Here is a 17404-nt window from a genome sequence, read left to right as displayed (position 1 = left end):
ACGTTTAGTTTTTTGTGATACATTAGAATTCTTGTCCTAAGATAAAGTGGAATTGACTTCCGCCATATTGTTTAGAACCAAATACTTTATCGAAACCGTAACCCCAGTCGATACCCATCATACCAATCATCGGCAAGAAGATACGAACACCGACACCGGCAGAACGTTTCAACTCGAACGGATTGAATTTCTTGATATCATGCCATGCGTTACCTGCTTCTAGGAAACCTAACACATAAATGTTAGTACTTGTTTCCAGCATCAACGGATATCTTAATTCGATACCGAGACGTGCATAAGCATAACCTTCGGAACCGTATGGGGTCAATGAGCTGTTTTCGTAACCACGCAGAGCAATACTTTCTGTAGCATAGGTTGAATAACCGGTCATACCGTCGCCACCTACATCGAATGTACCGAACGGTGATTTCTTGTATTCGTTATAGTGGCCCAGCAAACCGAACTCTGTGCGTGTCATCAATACAAGACACTTGGGATGAGCAACCGGATCCATCAACGGAGTATATGTTTTTCCTTTGAATTTCCATTTGTGGTACTCTACCCATCTGTGAAGTTTATTCATGTTGTCCTGGGTAATGCTACCGTCTGATCTGTAATATCCTTTATAGTCCTTGCCATCCATCAACGAATACGGTGGAGTGAACTGAACTGACAATGAGAAATCGGAACCAGTACGCGGGAAGATCGGATTGTCAATAGAGTTACGTGCCAAAGTCAATGAGATACTGAGGTCATTACATTTACCGTTGGTTACCGGGAAATATTGCCAGTCGCTCAAGTTATAGCGTTGATAAGCCAACTCTGCAGAGAGTGTGAAATAGTCATCCGGCCATTTCAGACGTTTACCCCAACCTGCTGAAAGTCCCCACATCTTGATTGATTTGTCAGGGTCATAATAGTTTTCGTAGTTGTTGTAGTTGCCATAGTTATACATACCATAGCCACCGTAACCGCTATACATACTATTGTAATAGTTGTTGAAGTAACTGGAGTTATAGTAACGGCTGCTAATATCAGTCTGTACAGAGAAGAATGCCGATAAAGAGAATGAATTCGGGCGTTTTCCTCCAAACCAGGGGTCGAAGAATGAAATACTATATGATTGGTAGTATTTAGCATTCGTCTGTCCGCTGATGGTCAATGTTTGTCCGTCACCTTGCGGCAGGATACCACGGTAGTTTTCACCCGGATGCAGCAAGTTGGCAACAGAGAAGTTGGTGAACTTCAGACTCAATTTACCGATAATACCGGTTTGTCCCCAACCAGCAGAGAATTCTACCTGGTCGTTTGCTTTGGATGTCAACGGCAAGCCTATGTCAACAGTTCCGTTCATCGGATCCGGTTGAATGTCCGGTTGCAGTTTTTCAGGGTCAAAGTGTCCCATCTGCTGGATTTCACGTAAAGAACGCATCAGGTCTTCCTTGCTGAACAGTTGTCCCGGACGAATACGGAGCTCACGGCGAACAACGTTTTCATACAAACGGTCGTTACCACTGATGTTGATCTTGTTGATAGTAGCCTGACGACCTTCATAGATTCTCATTTCGAGGTCGATAGAGTCACCGACAATATTAACTTCCACAGGGTCGAGGTTGTAGAACAGGTAACCGTTGTTATAATATAAGTTACCGATAGCATCATCATCCGTTGAAGTACGTTCACCTAGTAACTTTTGGTTATATACATCTCCCTTCTTCATGCGAAGTAAATAGTTCAACTGTTCGGAAGGGTAAAGGGTGTTACCTACCCAGGTTACATTGCGGAGATAATATTTCTGTCCTTCGTCTATGTTCAGATATACATTAACTGTCTTTTCATCGTATTGTGCGATGCTGTCTTTTGCGATCATGGCATCACGGTATCCCAACTCATTATACTTGTCGATGATAAGTTGCTTGTCTGCTTCGTAGTTCTCAGGCACGAATTTCTTTGTGCGGAACAAGTTGCGAAGTTTACCTTTCTCATTGGTTTTCTTCATCACCCGTTTCAGCTTGGAAGCTTTGATGGCGGAGTTACCAACGATTTCGATAGCGTGAACTTTGATTTTTTCCTTTTTATCAATGTCAATGTCGACAATTACCTGATTCTCACTGGAAGGATCGTCTTTCTGTGAAATGATGACTTCTGCATTCTTAAATCCTTTATCGTCGAAGTAACGTTTGATCAATGTCTTGGCGCGGTCTACGGTATTCGGGGTAATCTGCATACCTTTCACCATACCTAATTTGCCTTCCAAATCAGTACGTTCGGACTTCTTGACACCATGATAACGTACGTCAGAGATACGTGGACGCTGTGTCAGACTGATCTTTAACCAGATTTTGTTGCCTTCCACTTTCTCGGCTGTGATTTGTACGTTTGAGAACAAGCCATGACGCCAATAACGTTTGATTGCTCCGGTGATTTCGTCACCCGGCACAGTGATTGTTTGTCCTACCGATAGTCCTGATAGTCCAATCAATACATAGTCTTCGTAATTCTTCACGCCTTCGACCTTTATGTCCGCTATCTCATACTTTTTGGGTGTTCCGGAGTATAAGATGACAGGTTTCGAGTCTTCATCAGTATTGGCATTTTGCGCAATACCTGTTGTCGCAAAGCAACACAGGCAGATAAACGTTATGAATAGATAGGAAATACGATAATGCATTTATGTTATAATTTGATGTTTCGAGTTATGTTAGCTGATTTGTTCACTGGTTTTGCCGAAGCGGCGCTCCCGTTGCTGATATTCGTAAATGGCTTTGTAGAATTCTTCTTTGTCGAAGTCCGGCCAAAAGGTATCACAAAAATAGAGTTCCGAATAAGCGCATTGCCATAGCAGGTAGTTGCTTAGTCGGATTTCTCCTCCCGTACGGATTAATAAATCAGGGTCGGGCATAAATTTTGTTTCCAGATGGGATACGATGCACTCATCTGTTATTTGTTCGGGAGATAGTTCTCCCTTTTTAACCTGTGTCGCTATTTGGCGGACTGCTTCAGTTATTTCCCAACGGGAAGAGTAACTAAGAGCCAATACCAGGCACATACCTGTATTCCCTGCCGTATGTTCTATGCATGATGCCAAACTTTTCTGAACTTCATCCGGTAATTTCTTGAAATCACCAATAATCTTGAAGCGAATATCGTTTTTCATCAGTGTCTCTTCTTCAATAGAATCTAGCAATAGATTCATCAGAGCCGCTACTTCTTCTTGCGGTCGATTCCAGTTCTCGGTAGAGAAGGTGTATAAAGTCAGATACTTCACTCCCAAGCGGGCTGCGTCTTCGATAATTTTCTGTACCGTTTCTGCGCCTGCACGGTGACCGTAAGTACGTTCTTCCCCTCGTTGCTTTGCCCATCGTCCGTTGCCGTCCATGATGATGGCTACGTGTTGGGGTATCCGAGTTTTGTCTATTTGTTCTATATAGGACATCTTCTTATTTTAAACGTATACGTTTTATTATTGACCGGCATGTTCTGGATCCAAGTCAAACCATAGTTGATTCAGACGACCACTCCACACTTCAGAGCCATAAGGGTAACTGTGTGTCTTGGTAGCTCTCGTAGTGTCTTCTTCGTCTTCAACTTCTTCTTCAAAGCTAGCCTCGCCCTTACTGAAAAGGATAAAGATATTATTATTTTCAGTATCAATTACAGACGAATAAGTTTTTCTTCCTCTAAATTCAGGCTTTTCGGTACTTGGCTTAAAATCGGATTCACTCCAATCCTGATAGGGGAAATCGAATTTCTTATTTGCTTTTTTCCATGCGATACCTGCCTTGGAAACATAAAATGATTCGAAGTCTTCTCCGAAGATATAGAATTGGTCATTATAATACATGATAGAGGGATTTGTCAATGCAGGACAACTTGTGTCTACATTGTTTGGTGGCAGGGGAGTCCATATATCTCCCATATAACCCCAAGGAACAATAGTTTTAGTCTCTCCAACAGTCGGTTGTTCTTTGTATTCGCCAATAAGCATTATTGCATCAACTTTGGTCGATGTTGCATAAGTCGTATAAGAAATATTGCCAATCGGAAAATCGTCGGGTACTGCTTGAAGTTCTTTTTCTGCCCGTGACTCAATCTTTTCTGTTGAATCAAAGACCTTTTTGCTATCAACAGTCTTGATATATGTTATTTTATGACTTAAGGGAGCAAGTAGCAGATTTACGTATTCATTATTAAATAAATTAGATTCTGTCCATGTTGTTCCATCAGTAGACTCATAAACTTTTCCATTCTCTATCGTTGATGTTGCGTATAGCTTTTTATCATATGATAATATTGAAGTTGGAAGCGTATTATTAAATACATTACCGTCCACTTCACTTGAAGACCAAGATTTAGGATTGTCTTTTTGTGCACGATATACCTTAAGTTTACCACCCACAATAGAATAAGTCAGGATTTCATCAGCTAAAATAACAGATTTCAGTTCTTTTACTTGATTATCAAGTTCTGCATCATTAATGTTTCCCCAATATTTCCATCTCAACGAGTCCGGATCATGTTTATGTACTCGTACAGTAATAGTGTATTCTTTGGTTTTGCTATCGTTCATTTCAGCAAGACCTTCTGTAGACCATACTTTAATTTTAATCGGATTCCTAAGGTCTATGGAGTCGCTAATGTTGATAATTGAATCTTCATTGGCTTTATTCTTCATTGTGATGACACCAGAAGCTGTAGTCAATGTCTTGATTAGAATCTTATCAATAATAGTATCAGCATGAACGGGAAGAGAATCCTCGTTATAGATTTCACCTTTTTGTTGGTCAATAGTGAATTTATAAGTTATTCCATATCCAATTGTGTCAAGTGCAAATGCATGTATAGTCGCATCCGGGCTATATTCGATGTTATTATCGTCATCAAGACATGACGTTATAACAAATGACACCATGAAAAAACTCGCAATGAATGATAAAAACTTTATTCTCATTTGAAAGATTGTGTTTATTTACAAGTTGCAAAAATAGAAACATTTTTTCCGATAAAGAACAATACCGGCAAGTTTTATATAAAATTATAGATAATAATACTGATTTTATCGACGTAAAACTCCCTGAGCAGGACTATTTTAGCTACGTTTGATGAATGTAATGCCAAATCTGTCTTTCGAAGTGTTCTTCTGTCGAGTAACTAAATTTATCGCTTATTTCAGGTGCTTTAACACCGGAATATAGCCTGCTGGGGCACTTCTCGATAAATGCTTCATCCCATAAGCCGTTATCAATGAAAGATTGCAGCAACTGACTCCCGCCTTCGACCAACAATGATTGTATCTTACGCTGATATAGCTCTTCCATAATCTGTATCAGTGGGTTATGGTTGAAATCAATCGTGATATAGGTGATGTTTTTTTCTTCAGAACGTTTCTTCTCTGTAAAGATTAATGTCGGAATATCTCCGTCGAATATTTGTAAATCGTTTGGAAGGGATAAGCTACGGTCTAAAACGATACGTATCGGATTATGTCCATACCAATTGCGTACTGTTAGTGACGGGTTATCCAGTAAGGCTGTCCGTCGGCCTACCATGATGGCATCGGCTTCTGCCCTTTTCTTATGTACTAACATGGACGAGAGAGGAGAGGAAAGTATCATCGGCTTTCCGTTAGTACGTTCTATATCAATGAAGTGGTCAGCCGATTCTGCCCATTTCAATGTAATGAAAGGACGATGAAGTGTGTTGAAAGTAATAAAGCGACGAATCAAATGCCGGCATTCTTTTTCCAATACGCCAACTATCACTTCTCGTCCGGCATCCCGTAGCTTCTGGATACCTCGTCCGGCTACCTTTGAAAAAGGGTCTTGGCAACCAATGACAATCCGCGGAATCTGTTTCTCAATAATCAAATCGGCGCAAGGTGGAGTTTTTCCATAATGTGAGCAAGGCTCCAGACTTACATAGATCGTAGAACGTTGCAATAAAGATTCATCTTTGACGGAACAGATGGCATTGACTTCGGCATGTGCCTCTCCGCAACGAATGTGGTAGCCTTCGCCGATAATACGCCCGTCACATACGATAACAGCCCCTACCATCGGATTGGGAGCAACATTGCATAATCCGTTCGCGGCGAGCTCAATGCAGCGTCTTATGTATTTTTCTTCTTCCATTTTGGTGCTCTTCGCTATATTATTCTTACTTTTGCACTCCGAAATTGTAAATATATGAATCGTATCACTAATTACATCCGCCAGTCCTTGCAGGATATTTATCCGCCGGAAGAGGTCAAAGCTCTTACAATGTTGATCTGTTGCGACATGTTATGTTTGGATGCGCTTGATATTTACCTCGGCAAAGATATGATTTTATCCGAATGCAAAGAGCGTGAATTAGAAAACATTATATTCCGTTTACAGAAAAATGAGCCGATACAGTACATTCGTGGCTTTGCGGAGTTTGATGGAAGAAGATTCAAAGTGGCTCCCGGTGTGTTGATTCCACGTCCTGAGACGGTGGAGCTGGTAGAACTGGTGGCTCGGGAGAATGCGAGCGCCCGCCGCTTATTAGATATAGGTACGGGAAGCGGATGCATTGCAATTTCTTTGGATAAGAAACTGCCGGAAGCGGAAGTGGAAGCTTGGGACATTTCGGAAGATGCGTTGGCAATTGCCCGTGAGAATAATAAGGAATTAGCGGCAGATGTCACGTTTCTGCAAAGAGATGTTTTATCAGATGATTGGAAGAAAGCGCCTTCTTTTGATGTAATAGTCAGTAACCCGCCTTATGTGACCGAAGCGGAAAAGAAGGATATGGATGCCAACGTGCTTGATTGGGAACCGGAGCTCGCTTTGTTTGTTCCTGATGATGACCCGTTGCGGTTTTATCGCAGAATCGCTGATTTAGGACGTGAATTACTTTTGCCGGATGGCAAACTTTATTTTGAAATAAACCAGGCTTATGGCCGGGAAACAGCACACATACTTGAAATGAACCAATATCATGATGTTCGTGTTATAAGAGACATATTTGGAAAAGAAAGAATAGTTACAGCTAACCGATGAGTGCACAATTAACAGATGAAGAGGCTTTGAATCGAGTAGCCTCTTATTGCTCCACTGCCGAGCATTGCCGGGCAGAAATAAATGAGAAGTTACAACGTTGGGGAATTGCCTATGATACCATTGCGCGTATTCTTGACCGACTGGAAGCAGAGAAGTTTATCGATGATGAACGTTTCTGCAGGGCTTTCGTGAAAGATAAGTTCCGTTTTTCCAAGTGGGGGAAGATGAAAATAGCCCAGGGACTTTATATGAAGCGGATTCCTTCTGATGTAGCATGGCGTTATCTGAATGAGATTGATGATGAAGAATATCTTTCCATTCTGCGTGATCTCCTGGCTTCCAAGAGGAAAAGTATTCATGCACAGGATGAGTATGAATTGAACGGAAAACTGATGCGGTTTGCCATGAGCCGTGGATTTGAACTGAAAGATATCAAGCGTTGTATTGACATTCCCGATGAAGAGGAACAGATTGACTGAAAAAATAAACGGATTCTTCTTTTTATTCTCGTTCAAATTCTGTACTTTTGCGGCAAATAATTAATAGTTAGTTTAGTTATGAAAAACTTAGAGAGACTATTTGCGGAGAAACTGTTGAAGATTAAGGCTATTAAGCTTCAACCCGCTAACCCTTTCACATGGGCTTCTGGATGGAAATCCCCCTTTTACTGTGATAACCGTAAAACTCTGTCCTATCCTTCTCTTCGTAATTTTGTGAAGATTGAAATTACACGTCTGATATTGGAACGATTCGGACAGGTGGATGCGATTGCAGGTGTGGCGACTGGTGCTATCCCGCAGGGAGCTTTGGTAGCTGATGCATTGAATTTACCGTTCGTGTATGTTCGTTCTACCCCGAAAGACCATGGATTGGAAAACCTGATTGAAGGTGAGCTTCGTCCGGGTATGAAAGTTGTTGTTGTAGAAGATTTGATTTCTACCGGTGGTAGTAGTTTGAAGGCTGTAGAGGCAATTCGTCGTGATGGTTGCGAAGTGATTGGTATGGTTGCGGCTTATACTTACGGATTCCCGGTTGCTGAAGAGGCATTCAAGAATGCCAAAGTAACTTTGGTGACATTGACTAATTACGAAGCTGTGCTTGACGTGGCTCTTCGCACTGGTTATATCGAAGAAGAAGACATACAGACATTGAACGAATGGCGTAAAGACCCCGCTCATTGGGATGCTGGAAAATAAGGACTTTGTTTTAATCAGACATATTTGTAAAAAGAACTATTCGGACATGAATTGGCCGGGTTGTTCTTTTTTTGTTTTATACTAAAAGAAAATTATGAGTAATTTTGAAAGCAGTGTTAAGGTAATACCTTATAGCCAGGAACGCGTATATAGTAAACTTTCAGATTTGAGTAATCTGGAAGCAATCAAAGATCGTCTGTCGCAGGATAAGGTGCAGGATTTGAGTTTTGATTCGGATACATTGAGCTTTAGTGTTTCACCTATTGGGCAACTGACACTGCAAATTGTTGAACGTGAACCATCTAAATGTATAAAGTTGGCAACAACTAACTCTCCGATTCCTTTTAATATGTGGATTCAGTTGGTCGCAACGGGAGAAGAAGAATGTAAAGTGAAGGTAACTATCGGAATGGATATTAATCCGTTCATGAAAGCGATGGTGCAGAAGCCGCTTCAGGAAGGTCTGGAAAAGATGGTTGAAATGTTGGCGGTTATTAATTATTAAACCTTGCATTATTAAGAAAGCTTATGGCACAGAAACTTTGGGAGAAATCCGTACAGGTGAATAAAGATATCGAACGTTTCACGGTTGGTCGTGACCGCGAGATGGATCTTTATCTGGCTAAGCACGATGTGCTTGGTTCTATGGCTCACATTACGATGCTCGAAAGCATTGGCTTGTTGACAAAGGAAGAACTGGAACAGTTGCTGGCTGAATTGAAGAATATTTATGCTTCGGCTGAAAAAGGTGAATTTGTGATAGAAGACGGAGTGGAAGATGTACATTCTCAAGTGGAATTGATGTTGACCCGTCGTTTGGGAGATATAGGAAAGAAAATCCATAGCGGCCGTTCGCGGAATGATCAGGTGTTACTGGACTTGAAACTCTTTACTCGTACACAAATTAAAGAAATAGCCGAAGCAGTTGAACAGCTCTTCCATGTGTTGGCTCGTCAGAGTGAGCGATATAAAAATGTATTGATGCCGGGGTATACCCATTTGCAGATTGCCATGCCCTCTTCTTTTGGATTATGGTTTGGTGCCTACGCCGAGAGTTTGGTAGATGATATGCTGTTTTTGCAGGCTGCATTCAAAATGTGCAACCGCAACCCGTTGGGATCTGCTGCCGGCTATGGTTCATCATTCCCGTTGAACCGTACGATGACGACAGAGTTGCTCGGTTTTGATTCTATGAACTACAATGTAGTGTATGCGCAAATGGGACGCGGAAAGCTGGAACGTAATGTTGCCTTTGCATTGGCTACAATTGCCGGAACTATTTCCAAACTGGCTTTTGATGCCTGTATGTTCAATAGTCAGAACTTTGGTTTCGTGAAATTGCCGGACGATTGTACTACGGGGTCTAGTATCATGCCCCATAAGAAGAATCCGGATGTATTTGAACTCACACGTGCCAAATGCAACAAACTGCAATCACTTCCTCAACAAATTATGATGATTGCCAATAATCTGCCTTCCGGTTATTTCCGTGATTTGCAGATTATCAAAGAAGTTTTCCTGCCGGCTTTTCAAGAACTGAAAGACTGCTTGCAGATGACAACCTACATCATGAATGAGATCAAAGTAAATGAGCATATTCTCGATGATGATAAATATCTGCTTATTTTTAGTGTGGAAGAGGTGAATCGTCTGGCGCGTGAAGGCATGCCTTTCCGTGATGCATATAAAAAGGTAGGTCTGGATATTGAGGCAGGTAAGTTCTCGCATGGTAAGGAAGTTCATCACACCCATGAAGGAAGCATCGGCAACCTTTGCAATGCGGAGATTTCTGCTCTGATGCAACAAGTCGTTGACGGATTTAACTTCTGTGGAATGGAGAAGGCGGAAAAAACGTTGCTTGGAAGATAAAATAAACTTTCGAAGGATAGTTTTTTAAACTTTCCTTCGAAAAGATTTGGCAGAAACAAGTAAACTACTTATCTTTGCACCCGTTGAAAAAATGCGGAAATAGCTCAGTTGGTAGAGCATAACCTTGCCAAGGTTAGGGTCGCGAGTTCGAGTCTCGTTTTCCGCTCTTTCTTTGAAAGGATGCTCGAATGGTGGAATGGTAGACACGAAGGACTTAAAATCCTTTGGCCATTGCGGCTGTGCGGGTTCAAGTCCCGCTTCGAGTACGAGTATTCTTTAGAGGCTTTATGAATCATTGATTCATAGAGCCTTTTTCTTTTTTAATGGGTGTACTATGTACGTTTGATTTGTTTTCATAATAAGGTGCAATATTAGGTGTGCTTGGGAAAACATATCAAAATAAAGTTCTATTATTTTTTTATTGTGTTATTAATCTTTTATTTTGCTTTTAGATTATGACCTGATATTATACTAATACTCTTTGCCCCTTTATATTGGGATAATTGATTTTATTGTTAACACTGGAAATACTAGAGAGATGGAAAATGACGATAGGCAGATCGAATTAAAATTTCAGAAGTTTTTTACAGCTAACTTTCCTAAAGTGAAAAACTTTGCTCAGATGCTTCTTAAATCAGAAGCAGAGGCGGAAGATGTGGCTCAAGATGTTTTCTGTAAACTTTGGTTGCAGCCTGAAATATGGTTGGATACTGACAAGGACTTGGATAACTATCTTTTTATACTGACCAGGAATATTGTTTTGAATATCTTCAAACATCAACAAATAGAGCAGGAATATCAGGATGAAGTTGTCGAAAGGACTTTTCTTTATGAGTTGACTGAGAAAGAGGAGATTTTGAATAACGTATATTATAAGGAAATGCTGATGATTGTTCAGCTAACTCTGGAGAAAATGCCGAAGCGACGAAGGTTGATATTTAAACTTAGCCGTTTCAAGGGGTTAAGCCATAAGGAAATTGCTGATAAACTCGATGTCTCGATCCGTACAATAGAGCATCAGGTTTATCTGGCATTAATAGAATTAAAGAAGATACTTGTCTTATTTATTTTTTTCTCAAATATTTTTAAGTAGTCTGTGCGGAGTAGTTGTATTTAGTATATAAAGCCCAAAAAAGAAAGAAAAAGGTTTATGAAAAACTATATTCAACAACTCGTAGAATTATTCGGAAACAATGATTATTCGGCCGGTACGCGAACGAAAGTTCAACGATGGCTGGCTGACGAAGAGCATGTTGACGAAAAAAATGGAGCACTCCGTATGCTTTGGAAACAGGCAGGGGAACGGGGAGTTCCCAATGGAATGCAACAATCAATACGCCAAATGCAACAGAATATAGGAGTAAAGCCTGTTTCTCATAAGAATTATCAGCTATTTGTATGGAGAGCGGCGGCTATTCTTTTACTGGCTGTATCATCTGTTTCTGTTTATCTGATGTTGGAAAAAGAACGACCTGTAAAAGATTTGGTGGAGTGTTATATTCCAACGGCAGAGATTCATGAACTTACCTTGCCTGACGGCACGCATGTCATGCTGAATTCAAAAAGTACCTTATTATATCCGGAACAGTTCAGCGGAAAGACGAGGAGTGTATATTTGATAGGTGAAGCTAATTTTAAAGTGAAACCGGATAAGAAACATCCTTTTATTGTAAAAGCGAACGATTATCAAGTCACAGCCTTAGGGACAGAATTTAATGTAAATGCTTATCCGGAAAGTAATGAATTGGTCGCCACTTTGCTGGAAGGTAGTGTGAAAGTAGAATTCAACAACCTGATATCTAATGTTATTCTAAAGCCTAATGAACAATTGATATATAACAAGCATACAAAAGAACATAACCTGCGATTGCCGGAAATAGATGATGTGACAGCATGGCAACGTGGAGAATTGGTCTTTAGCAATATGCATCTGGAAGATATTTTCACAAGTTTGGAGCGTAAATTCCCTTATGCCTTTGTTTATAGTCTTCATAGTATGAAGAAGAATACCTATAGTTTCCGTTTCCAGAATCAAGCAAGTCTGGGAGAAATTATGGGGATTATATCACAAGTGGTAGGGGATGTAAACTATGTTATCAAAGGAAATAAATGCTATGTAACCAATAAAAAATAAACCTGTTGTAAAACCTATTTAAATTAGAAATACTATGTAAAAAAGTATCCGGAAGGAATGCCCGTTCCTTCCGGATGTGAAATCAAGTTCTCCTTAATATTAGCGTGTATTGACGCTATTCTGAATGATCCTAGAATAATAACCAATTAACTAATACTAAAGATGCTACAAATTTACGAAAAAATAGCAGAACAAATAGCTCAAAAGCGAGGCTTTCTCACTTTTTTAAGTCTTTTGTTACTAACATCTACCCTTGCTTTTGCTCAAAGTGGTAATAAAATTACTATTCAGCAGAAGAACATCACTGTTATTGATGCTTTGAAAACTGTGGAAAAGCAGTCAAAAATGTCTATTAACTACAGTGACTCCGAATTGAAAGGAAAAGAAATAGCAAATCTTAATTTGCAAAATGTTGCTGTGTCTGCGGCACTTGATGTAATCTTGAAAGGAACTGGTTTCGCCTATCAAATTCAAGGTAATTATATTATAATCACTGAAAAGAAACCTGCAGTTGCAACACAAACTATGAAGGATATCAAAGGAAAAGTTGTTGATGAGAGCGGTGAACCACTGATTGGAGTTAATATCTCAGTGGATGGCAATTCGACCGGTACAATTACCGATTTTGATGGAAACTTTGCAATAAAAGCTTCAGACAACTCTACTTTGAAAGTATCTTATATAGGATATGCTACTCAAATGGTAACTGTTTCCAAAAAAGATTTTTATCCGATTACCATGAAGCAGGATACGGAGGTGTTAGATGAGGTGGTTGTTACTGCATTGGGTATCAAACGTGCAGAAAAAGCTTTGTCCTATAATGTGCAGCAGATAAAAGGTAATGAATTGACTACTGTGAAAGACGCAAACTTTGTAAACTCATTGAACGGTAAGATAGCCGGTGTAACCATAAACAAGAGTGCGGCTGGTGTCGGTGGTGCAACTCGTGTTGTGATGCGTGGTGCAAAATCCATCGAAGGAGATAATAATGCATTATATGTGGTAGACGGTATTCCTTTGTTTAATACCAATATGGGAAATACAGACAGTGGTATTATGGGTGAAGGAAAGGCTGGAACAGAAGGTATTGCTGACTTTAATCCTGAAGATATCGAAAGTCTCTCTGTGTTGAGTGGTCCTTCGGCTGCTGCGTTGTATGGTAGTAGTGCGGCAAACGGCGTCATCCTAGTAACAACCAAAAAAGGTAAAGAAGGGAAACTATCTATTCAGTTCTCATCTTCTACTGAGTTTAGCAAAGCGTATATGACTCCAGAATTTCAAAATACATATGGAAACAAGAAAGATATGTATGAAAGCTGGGGAGAGAAATTGCCAACTCCGTCAAGTTACGACCCTAAGCATGATTTCTTTAATACCGGTACGAATTTCATAAACTCACTTACTTTGACCACGGGAACTAAGCAGAATCAGACTTTTGCTTCTATCTCATCTACTAATTCTAAAGGTATCGTGCCCAATAACGCATACGACCGTTTAAACTTCACCATTCGTAACACTTCTACATTTCTGAATGATAAGTTACAACTGGATTTGGGAGCATCGTATGTGAAGCAAAAAGATAAAAATATGGTTTCGCAAGGTCAGTATTGGAATCCGGTGATGGCTGCTTATTTGTTCCCGCACGGTGAGAATTTTGAGGACATAAAGACTTTTGAACGCTATAATGAGAGCCGTAATTTACCTGTGCAATACTGGCCTGTGGGTGAGTCTACTTATGCTTCTCAAAATCCTTATTGGACAGCTTATCGCAATGTAGCTACCAATGAAAAGAGCCGTTACATGTTCAATGTGGGATTGACCTATAAAATCACCGATTGGCTGAATGTTGCCGGTCGTTTCAGAATGGACGATACCTATGTGAGTTTTGAACGTAAAATTTATGCTTCTTCCGATCAGAAGTTTGCAGAAGGTACTAAGGGGCATTACGGGTACAGTAATTACAATGACCGCCAGGAGTATGCCGACTTTATGCTGAATATCAACAAACGCATTCTGGATTTGAGTCTTGCTGCCAACCTTGGTTGGAGCTATTCTAATTATTGGGCTTTGGAAAGAGGATATAAAGGTGCCTTACTCAAGCTTCCCAATAAATTTACCACTACTAACATCGATACAAAAAATGGACGTATCTCCGAAAAAGGAGGTGGTGACAGTATGCGTAATCATGCCATCTTTGCTAACGTGGAGTTAGGGTGGAAAAGTATGCTCTATCTGACTTTGACCGGACGTAACGAATGGAATTCTCGTTTGGTAAATACCAATGAGGAATCTTTCTTCTATCCTTCTGTTGGTCTGTCGGCCATTGTATCTGAAATGGTAAAACTACCTGAATTTATATCTTACTTAAAAGTACGTGGTTCTGTCACTGGAGTAGGAGCTCCGGTATCTCGTGCGGGTTTGACTCCCGGTACGGTGACTGATCCGCTTGTGGGTGGCCTTTTGAATCCTACCTATATCTATCCTTTCACTGATTTCAAGGCAGAACGTACTAAATCTTATGAATTTGGTTTGACTTTTCGTTTGTGGAATAAATTGAGTGCGGAAGTTACTTACTATCATTCTAATACGGAGAACCAGACATTCTTGGGTGAACTTCCCGAGTATACTGGATACAAACAAATTTATTTGCAGGCAGGTGATGTAGAGAACCGTGGTTGGGAAGCTTCATTGGGATATAGCGATAAGTTTAAAAACGGATTATCTTTCTCTTCTACTTTGATTTTTTCACGTAACGTCAACGAAATCAAAGAAATGGTAACTAATTATGAGACAGGTCTGGAGGGAACTTCGCCGATTAATATTCCCGAAGTTGTGAAAGACAAAGGTCGTACGATTTTGAAAGTGGGAGGTAGTATCCATGATATTTATGCCAATACATTTTTTAAGAAAGACAGTCAAGGATTTGTGGCAGTAGAGAGTGATGGAAAATTTGGTATGGAAAGAGGTGAACCTGTTTACTTGGGCAAAACCTCACCGGATTTCAATCTCGGTTGGAGTAATGCATTGTCATACAAAGGTTTTGGGCTAAACTTCCTGGTTAACGGACGCTTTGGTGGTGTAGTAACTTCTTCTACAGAAGCTTTGCTTGACCGTTTTGGGGTTTCCAAACGTTCGGCTGAGGCACGGGATGCCGGGGGAGCTTTGATAAAGAATCAAGGTAGAGTAGACGCGAAGTCCTATTATCAAATGATTGGTACAGGAAACTATGAAACATCCGGTTATTATGTGTACAGTGCTACCAATATTCGTTTGCAAGAATTGTCATTCAGCTACACTATGCCTAATAAATGGTTTGGAAATGTACTGAGAGATGTTACGGTTTCGTTTATCGCAAATAATCCTTGGATGTTATATTGTGAAGCTCCGTTTGACCCTGAACTTACACCTTCTACAAGTACTTATGGACAAGGTAACGACTACTTTATGCAACCAAGTGTACGTAGCTTTGGTTTTGGCATTAAATTTAAATTATAATAAACCAACTTTATTATGAAAAAGATAAATCAATATAAACTCTTAGCAGGTATATGCCTCTTGTCATTTTTGACGGCATGTGATTATGAAAGAATCAATACCAATCCGTTTGAAATGACTGAAGAAGAAGGGCTGATGGATGGTTTTGCTGTAGGCGGTTTGGTTACGGCCATGGAACAAACTGTTTTTCCGGTGGGTACTCAAGCCGATGATACAGACATTATTAATCAATATCAGACTGATTATCATCTTTCGGCCGATTGTTGGAGTGGTTTCTTCGGGCAGAATAACTCTACCGGTTGGAATTCGGGCCGTAACAATACAACCTATTTTTTAATTGACGGTTGGATTGCGGGCACTTATACACGTTCGTATACCAATGCATTTAATTCTTGGAAGAAATTGAAAGTATTTTCAGAAAAAAATGATGCCCCTGAAATTTATGCATTGGCACAAGTTCTGAAAATTTCGGCTTGGCACAAAACGTTGGAGTGTTTCGGGCCAATGCCTTACACCCATGCTGCTGATCCGACAATGAATATACCTTTCGATTCGGAAAAGGCGGTATATACTGCTATGTTTCAAGACTTGACTGATGCCATTGACGTATTGACTGAAAAAGCTGTGAACGGTATAAAAGTGATGGAGGAATATGATGCGGTTTATGCTGGCGATACCAGGAAATGGGTGAAATACGCCAACTCATTGATGCTTCGTCTGGCGATTCGCGTTCGTTTTGCTGATGAAGAAATGGCAAAGAAGTATGCGATTCAGGCTGTCGGACATTCTATAGGTGTAATGACTGCAAGGGATGATGAAGCACAGATGAGTGCAGGTGCTGGTATTACTTTTCGTAATAACATTGAATGGTTGTCCGAAACGTACGAGGAGTCACGTATGGGATCATCTATATTCTCCTACTTAATGGGATATGCTGACCCTCGTTTAGGTGCTTATTTTAAGCCTGTAGACGCGGCAAGTACAGCCGGGCAAGTGGCTTATGACGGTAAAAAATATCAAGCAGTGCCTGCCGGACATACTTTTGCACCGAATGATGTTTATAAATTGTTTTCTAAACCAAAGATTGAAAGTAACACTCCGACTTATTGGCTGCGTGCCTCCGAAGTTTATTTCTTGCGTGCTGAAGCAGCTTTAGTATGGCCTGCCGAGTTTGGCAGTGCTGAAGCGCTTTACAAACAAGGTATTGAAATGTCGTTTCAGGAAAATGGTGTAACTACTTCTGTGGATGCCTATATGAATTCTGGTAAAGCACCGATGAAGCATGAATTCACAGGTTCCTATGCTTGTAGCTTCCCGGCACCTTCTACTGCTACTGCTAAATTTGAAGGTAGCACAGAACAGAAATTGGAGAAGATCATCATTCAGAAATGGATTGCTCTTTTCCCTAATGGTCAGGAGGCTTGGACAGAGTGGAGAAGAACCGGATATCCGAAATTGAATCCTGTAATGGTAAATAATGGTTCGAGTCAAGGTGCAACTAAAGAGAGTGGCGTACGCCGTATGATTTATCCTACAAGTTTTTACCAGACAGAGGAGGGACAGGCTATTTATAACGCAGCTTTGTTGTTACTTAATAACGGTCAAGGAGGCGAGGATAAATCTTCAACCCGCTTGTGGTGGGATTGTAAACGATAACCTATAATCACTATTTTGATACAAAATGAAGA

The 17404-nt window shown here is 40.4% G+C and carries 13 protein-coding genes and 2 tRNA genes; 11 read left to right on the top strand and 4 right to left on the bottom strand.

Annotated elements, in window-relative coordinates; translation table 11 throughout:
- Positions 1 to 22: 22 nt before the first annotated feature.
- From AB5443_RS15460 to ribD, 4 genes are all read right to left on the bottom strand, one after another.
- Entirely contained in the window at positions 23 to 2671 is a 2649-nt protein-coding gene (locus AB5443_RS15460; RefSeq protein WP_073346658.1) for an outer membrane protein assembly factor, read from the bottom strand.
- Between the two features lie 30 nt (positions 2672 to 2701).
- Positions 2702 to 3436 (bottom strand): isoprenyl transferase, encoded by a 735-nt coding sequence (locus AB5443_RS15455; RefSeq protein ID WP_044654275.1) that lies wholly within the window; start codon positions 3434 to 3436, stop codon positions 2702 to 2704.
- 27 nt (positions 3437 to 3463) lie between these two features.
- On the bottom strand, positions 3464 to 4951 hold the full coding sequence (locus tag AB5443_RS15450) for a DUF6242 domain-containing protein (RefSeq protein ID WP_277132002.1): 1488 nt from the start codon (positions 4949 to 4951) through the stop codon (positions 3464 to 3466).
- Positions 4952 to 5093: 142 nt separating this feature from the next.
- Positions 5094 to 6131, bottom strand: a complete 1038-nt coding sequence (gene ribD, locus AB5443_RS15445) for a bifunctional diaminohydroxyphosphoribosylaminopyrimidine deaminase/5-amino-6-(5-phosphoribosylamino)uracil reductase RibD (protein WP_368114127.1) — start codon at positions 6129 to 6131, stop codon at positions 5094 to 5096.
- A 54-nt stretch (positions 6132 to 6185) separates the two neighbouring features.
- Here ribD and prmC point away from each other — a divergent pair, with 54 nt between their 5' ends.
- The 11 genes from prmC to AB5443_RS15390 all read left to right on the top strand — a co-directional run bounded on the left by prmC (position 6186) and on the right by AB5443_RS15390 (position 17372).
- On the top strand, positions 6186 to 7022 hold the full coding sequence (gene prmC / locus AB5443_RS15440; RefSeq protein WP_022137607.1) for a peptide chain release factor N(5)-glutamine methyltransferase: 837 nt from the start codon (positions 6186 to 6188) through the stop codon (positions 7020 to 7022).
- On the top strand, positions 7019 to 7501 hold the full coding sequence (locus tag AB5443_RS15435) for a regulatory protein RecX (RefSeq protein ID WP_044655090.1): 483 nt from the start codon (positions 7019 to 7021) through the stop codon (positions 7499 to 7501). Before prmC ends, AB5443_RS15435 begins: the two co-directional genes overlap by 4 nt.
- Positions 7502 to 7579: 78 nt before the next feature.
- Positions 7580 to 8218: an orotate phosphoribosyltransferase gene (gene pyrE / locus AB5443_RS15430; RefSeq protein ID WP_004299787.1), complete on the top strand. Its 639-nt coding sequence runs from the start codon at positions 7580 to 7582 to the stop codon at positions 8216 to 8218.
- 94 nt (positions 8219 to 8312) lie between these two features.
- Positions 8313 to 8723 (top strand): SRPBCC family protein, encoded by a 411-nt coding sequence (locus AB5443_RS15425; protein WP_277131963.1) that lies wholly within the window; start codon positions 8313 to 8315, stop codon positions 8721 to 8723.
- Positions 8724 to 8746: 23 nt separating this feature from the next.
- The gene (gene argH, locus AB5443_RS15420) at positions 8747 to 10087 is read left to right on the top strand and encodes an argininosuccinate lyase (RefSeq protein ID WP_277131961.1); all 1341 of its coding nucleotides are present in this window, start codon (positions 8747 to 8749) and stop codon (positions 10085 to 10087) included.
- 93 nt (positions 10088 to 10180) lie between these two features.
- Positions 10181 to 10253: transfer RNA gene (locus AB5443_RS15415), tRNA-Gly, on the top strand.
- A gap of 16 nt (positions 10254 to 10269) precedes the next feature.
- A tRNA-Leu gene (locus AB5443_RS15410) sits at positions 10270 to 10353 on the top strand.
- Positions 10354 to 10625: 272 nt separating this feature from the next.
- Positions 10626 to 11180, top strand: coding sequence for an RNA polymerase sigma-70 factor (locus AB5443_RS15405; RefSeq protein ID WP_073346650.1), 555 nt, complete (start codon positions 10626 to 10628; stop codon positions 11178 to 11180).
- 57 nt (positions 11181 to 11237) lie between these two features.
- Entirely contained in the window at positions 11238 to 12221 is a 984-nt protein-coding gene (locus AB5443_RS15400; RefSeq protein WP_073346648.1) for a FecR family protein, read from the top strand.
- A 162-nt stretch (positions 12222 to 12383) separates the two neighbouring features.
- Positions 12384 to 15716, top strand: coding sequence for a TonB-dependent receptor (locus tag AB5443_RS15395; protein WP_368114128.1), 3333 nt, complete (start codon positions 12384 to 12386; stop codon positions 15714 to 15716).
- Between the two features lie 15 nt (positions 15717 to 15731).
- Entirely contained in the window at positions 15732 to 17372 is a 1641-nt protein-coding gene (locus AB5443_RS15390) for a SusD/RagB family nutrient-binding outer membrane lipoprotein (protein ID WP_277131954.1), read from the top strand.
- The last annotated feature ends 32 nt before the right edge of the window (positions 17373 to 17404 follow it).

Source organism: Bacteroides sp. RTP21281st1_H5_RTP21281_210402 (assembly GCF_040918965.1).
Taxonomy (GTDB): Bacteria; Bacteroidota; Bacteroidia; order Bacteroidales; family Bacteroidaceae; genus Bacteroides; species Bacteroides congonensis.
This window is presented reverse-complemented; position numbering and strand designations above follow the sequence as displayed.